The sequence below is a fragment of the Thiomonas sp. TH-17 genome (assembly GCF_057473305.1).
Genome location: NZ_JBYCKI010000140.1, coordinates 1 through 4741 on the forward strand (window position 1 = coordinate 1; position 4741 = coordinate 4741).

The window sequence follows — 4741 nt, forward strand, 5'->3', positions numbered from 1 at the left end:
GTTTTTGCCGGATTTGCAGGCCCATAGCCGCGCTATGGGTCAAAAAGCCGGTGAAAAATGGACTGCTGCGCCCCATTTGCAGCCGACGATTCCAAAGTCCGACAGGCTCCTAGGAGCCCCGGCCCGCGCCGCCGCAAACCCGCACGCGCCGGTTTGCACGGGCATTTACACGGACAATAGGCACTCCGCCCTTTTTCGCTTCCCGCATGCAGACCCACCCGAACCGCACGTCAGCCGTCACCGTCTATCTGGCCTCCGCCAGCCCGCGTCGGCAGGATCTGTTGCGGCAGGTCGGCGTGCCCTTCGAGCTGCTGGCCCCGCTGCCCGACGAAGACAGCGAGGCGCTGGAAGCCGCGCTGCCCGGCGAGCCTCCGGCCGACTATGTGCAGCGCGTCACCCGTCTCAAGCTGGAGGCGGCTTGTGAACGTCTGGCCCATTGCCGCCCCGAGGTCTCGCCCGACGACGCGGTGCTGCTCTGCGCCGACACCACCGTGGCGCTGGACGGCGTGATTTACGGCAAGCCGGAAAGCGCCGATGACGCTGCGTGCATTCTGCGCACCCTTTCAGGCAAAACGCACCAGGTGCTCACCGCGGTCTGCGTGCAGCGCGGCGCGGCGCGGCACGCAGCGCTGCAAACCTCGCAGGTGCGCTTCGCCGCCTTGGGCGAGCAGGACATGGCCGACTACATCGCCAGCGGCGAGCCCTTCGGCAAGGCCGGCGCCTATGCCATGCAGGGGCGCGGTGCGGCGTTCGTCGAACACATCAGCGGCAGCGCCAGTGGCATCATCGGCCTGCCGCTGTTTGAAACGCTGCAGCTGCTGCGCGCAGCCGGTTGGCCTGCCCACCCGCCCAGTGCAGTGTTTTACGCTTGATGGAACAAATAAACCGATGGATTTGGCGTCAGGGCAAGGCGCAAACCACAGCGATACCCGTAGGTATCGCGCGGATGGGCAACGCCGCCCTGGCGGCAAAGCCGCGGTTTTATGTTCCAGATAGCGTGAAACACTGCACTAGGAGTCTGTCGGGCTTGGGGCGCGGATGGCGAAAAATGGCGATGGGGATGCCCTGTGGCGGCGGATTTGCCGCCCCATAGCCGCAGCTATGGGGCAAAAAGCCGCTGGCGCAGGGCGCCGCAGCGTCATTTTGCAGCCCGCGATCCTCAAGTCCGACAGACTCCTAGCCCCATAACAACCGAGACAAAGCGCCCATGAATCCCACGCCCGAAGACATCCTCATCAATATCACCCCGCAGGAAACCCGGGTCGCCCTGGTGGCCCACGCCGCGGTGCAGGAGCTGCACATCGAGCGCAGCCTGGAGCGCGGGCTGGTGGGCAATATCTATCTGGGCAAAGTGGCACGGGTGCTGCCCGGCATGCAGTCCGCCTTCATCGACATCGGCCTGGAGCGCACGGCCTTTTTGCATGTGGCCGACCTGTGGCAGCGCCAGGCCATTCCCGTGCCCACCGAGGCCGCCAGCGAAGCCGCGACAGCACCGCCCATTCAGCCCATCGAAAAGCTGATCTACGAAGGACAGACGCTGATGGTGCAGGTGCTCAAAGACCCGATCAACACCAAGGGCGCGCGCCTGACCACGCAGATCAGCCTGGCTGGACGCATGCTGGTGCATCTGCCGCAAGACAACCACATCGGCATTTCGCAGAAGATCGACGGAGCGGAGCTGCGCACCGCGTTGCGCGAACGCATGAGCGCCCTGCTGGCGGCGGATGCGGGAACTTCGCAAGGCTTCATCGTGCGCACCAATGCCGAAGACGCGAGCGATGCGGAGCTGGCCGAAGACATTGCCTATCTGCGCAAGACCTGGGCCGCCATTCAGCAGCGCGCCCACGTCACCAGCCCCAGCGCCCTGATCTACCAGGAACTCAGCTTGGCGCAGCGCGTGCTGCGCGATCTGGTGAGCGACGCCACCCGCAGCGTGCAGATCGACTCGCGCGAAAACTTCGAGCTGCTGCAGGGTTTCGCCGCCGAATACATGCCCCGAGTCAGCGGCCGCCTGCAGCTCTATCGCGGCGAGCGCCCGCTGTTCGAAACGGCGAACGTGGACGAAGAAATTGAGCGCGCGCTGGGGCGGCGGGTCGACCTCAAGTCTGGCGGCTACCTCATCATCGACCAGACCGAGGCCATGACCACCATCGACGTCAACACCGGCGGTTTCGTGGGCGCGCGCAACTTCGACGACACCATCTACCGCACCAATCTCGAAGCCACACAGGCCATCGCCCGGCAACTGCGGCTGCGCAATCTGGGCGGCATCATCATCATCGACTTCATCGACATGCACAACGCCCAGCACCGCGCCGCCGTGCTCGATGAACTGCGCAAATCACTCGCGCGCGACAAGGTGAAAGTCACCATCAGCGGCTTCTCGCAACTGGGGCTGGTCGAACTCACCCGAAAGCGCACCCGCGACTCGCTGGCGCACATGCTGCTGGAGCCCTGCCCGACCTGCGGCGGCCTCGGGCAGGTGAAAACGGCGCGCACGGTGTGCTACGAGATCCTGCGCGAAATCCTGCGCGAAGCCAAGCAGTTCAACCCGCGCGAGTTCCGCATCGTCGGCGCCGCCGACGTGATCGATCTGTTCCTCGAAGAAGAAAGCCAGCACTTGGCCTCGCTCTCCGACTTCATCGGCAAGCCCGTCTCGTTGCAGGTCGAGCCCGCGTTTTCGCAGCAACAGTACGACATTGTGCTGACCTGATCCGGCTTACCGTGCGTGGCGGCTGCGCCACGCAAAAACGCGGCTCTGGTTCGCCGTTCCAGCCGATGGCGATGCGCGGCATCGTGCCGCTCACGCGGAAGACACATCCTTGTCATGTGCGAAAAATACAGTCCAACTGTGTCCAGTTGTTACTGATGATTTCGCCATGAAACCGACAAACCTTCTCCTCGCCAGTCTTCTTCCGCTCACCTTGCTCGCTGCTTGCGGGGGTGGGAGCACACCCTCGGTGGCCGACGCAGCCCAGCCCGATGCTGCCGTTGCCAAGCCCGTCGCCGTCACCATTGCCCACGTCAATGATGTGCACTCCAACCTGGCGCAGACCACTACGGCGCTCACGCTCGATGGCGTCGCCACCACGGTGCAGATCGGAGGATTTGGCCGGGTGAAAGCTGCCGTCGATCAGATCGCCGCCCAAAATCCGAACACCCTCAAGCTGCACGCCGGCGACGCGCTGGTCGGCACGCTCTACTACACCCTGTTCCAAGGCAAGGCCGATGCGGAGTTGATGAACACCCTCTGCTTCGACGCCATGGCCGTGGGCAATCACGAGTTCGATGACGGCGATGCGGGGCTCAAGCGCTTCATCGACGACCTGCATGCCGGCAACTGCAAAACGCCGGTGCTGTCGGCCAACGTCACGCCGCAATTGGGCACGCCCCTGGCGCCCCAATCGACGACCGATTACATCAAACCCTTCGTCATCAAAGAAATCGGCGGCGAGAAGATCGGCATCGTCGGCCTGACCGTCGTCGGCAAGACCGAAGGCTCTTCGCGCCCGCTGCCCACCACCGCCTTTGCCGATGAAGTGACTGCCGCGCAAAAAGCCATCGACCAGTTGAAGGCGCAAGGTGTCAAGCGCGTCGTGCTGCTCAGCCATGTGGGCTATGCCTTCGACCAGCAGATCGCGCCGCAACTCACCGATGTCGACGTGATCGTGGGCGGCGATTCGCACACCCTGCTCGGCGATTTCTCCGGCTACGGCGTGCCCAAGGTCGGCAACTACCCCACCCTGCTGAAGAACAAAGACGGCAGCACGGTCTGCGTCGCGCAGGCCTGGGAATACGGCAAGGCTGTCGGTGAACTGCAGGTGAACTTCGCCGCCGATCAGACGGTGCAGAGCTGCTCAGGCGCTCCGCACCTGCTGCTGGGCGACACCTTCACCCGCAAAGGCGCAGACGGCAAAACCTATACCGTCGCCGGGGCTGAACTCGACACCCTCAAAGCCACCATCGCCAAAGACCCGCAACTGCTGATGATCGCACCCGACGCCAAGGCGGAGTCGGTACTCCAGGGCTATAAAGATCAAATCAGCCAGCTCGAAACCCAGGTCATCGGCGCCTCAGCGCAGTACCTCTGTCATGTGCGCATTCCAGGCGACGCTTCCAAGGCGGCAGGCTGCACGGACGCCACCCGCGCTCACGGCTCTGACATTGCCAACATCGTGGCCCAGGCCTTCCTGGCGCAGAGCCTGACTTCCGACATCGCCATCCAGAATGCGGGCGGCGTGCGCATCGACGTTCCCGCGGGCGACGTGACCATCAAGACCGCCTATACCCTGCTGCCGTTCGCCAACACGCTCACCGAGTTGACCATGACCGGCGCCGAGATCAATGCGGTGCTCGAAGACGCGCTCGACTATGCCCTGATGACCGGCGGATCGACGGGCGCCTACCCCTACGCCGCAGGTCTGCGCTGGGACATGAACGTGTCTCTGCCCAAAGGACAGCGCTTCAGCAATCTGCAGGTCAAGAGCAAAACGGCCAGCAGCTGGACCGCGCTGGACCCTGCCGCCACCTACAAGGTCGTGAGCAACAGCTACACCGCCCAGGGCAAAGACGGCTACCTGACCTTCAAGACCGTGACCGATAGCGGCCGCGCGCTGGATACCTACCTCGACTACGCCCAGTCTTTCGTCGACTACGTCAAGAAGGTCGGCACGCTGAACAAGCTGCCCGTGAGCGATTACTCGACGCAGAACTTCTACGACAAGACCGGCGCGCTTCAGCA

The 4741-nt window shown here is 63.9% G+C and carries 3 protein-coding genes; all 3 read left to right on the forward strand.

Features of this window, described 5'->3' with window-relative positions; translation table 11 throughout:
• The first annotated feature begins 206 nt into the window (after positions 1–206).
• On the forward strand, positions 207–872 hold the full coding sequence (locus AC2VLV_RS08545; protein ID WP_486989582.1) for a Maf family protein: 666 nt from the start codon (positions 207–209) through the stop codon (positions 870–872).
• Between the two features lie 335 nt (positions 873–1207).
• A complete protein-coding gene (gene rng / locus AC2VLV_RS08550) occupies positions 1208–2713 on the forward strand; it encodes a ribonuclease G (protein WP_486989583.1) in 1506 nt (501 codons plus the stop codon).
• Between the two features lie 166 nt (positions 2714–2879).
• Positions 2880–4741: NAD nucleotidase (gene nadN / locus AC2VLV_RS08555; protein ID WP_486989584.1), on the forward strand; the 1862-nt coding region annotated here is incomplete at its 3' end.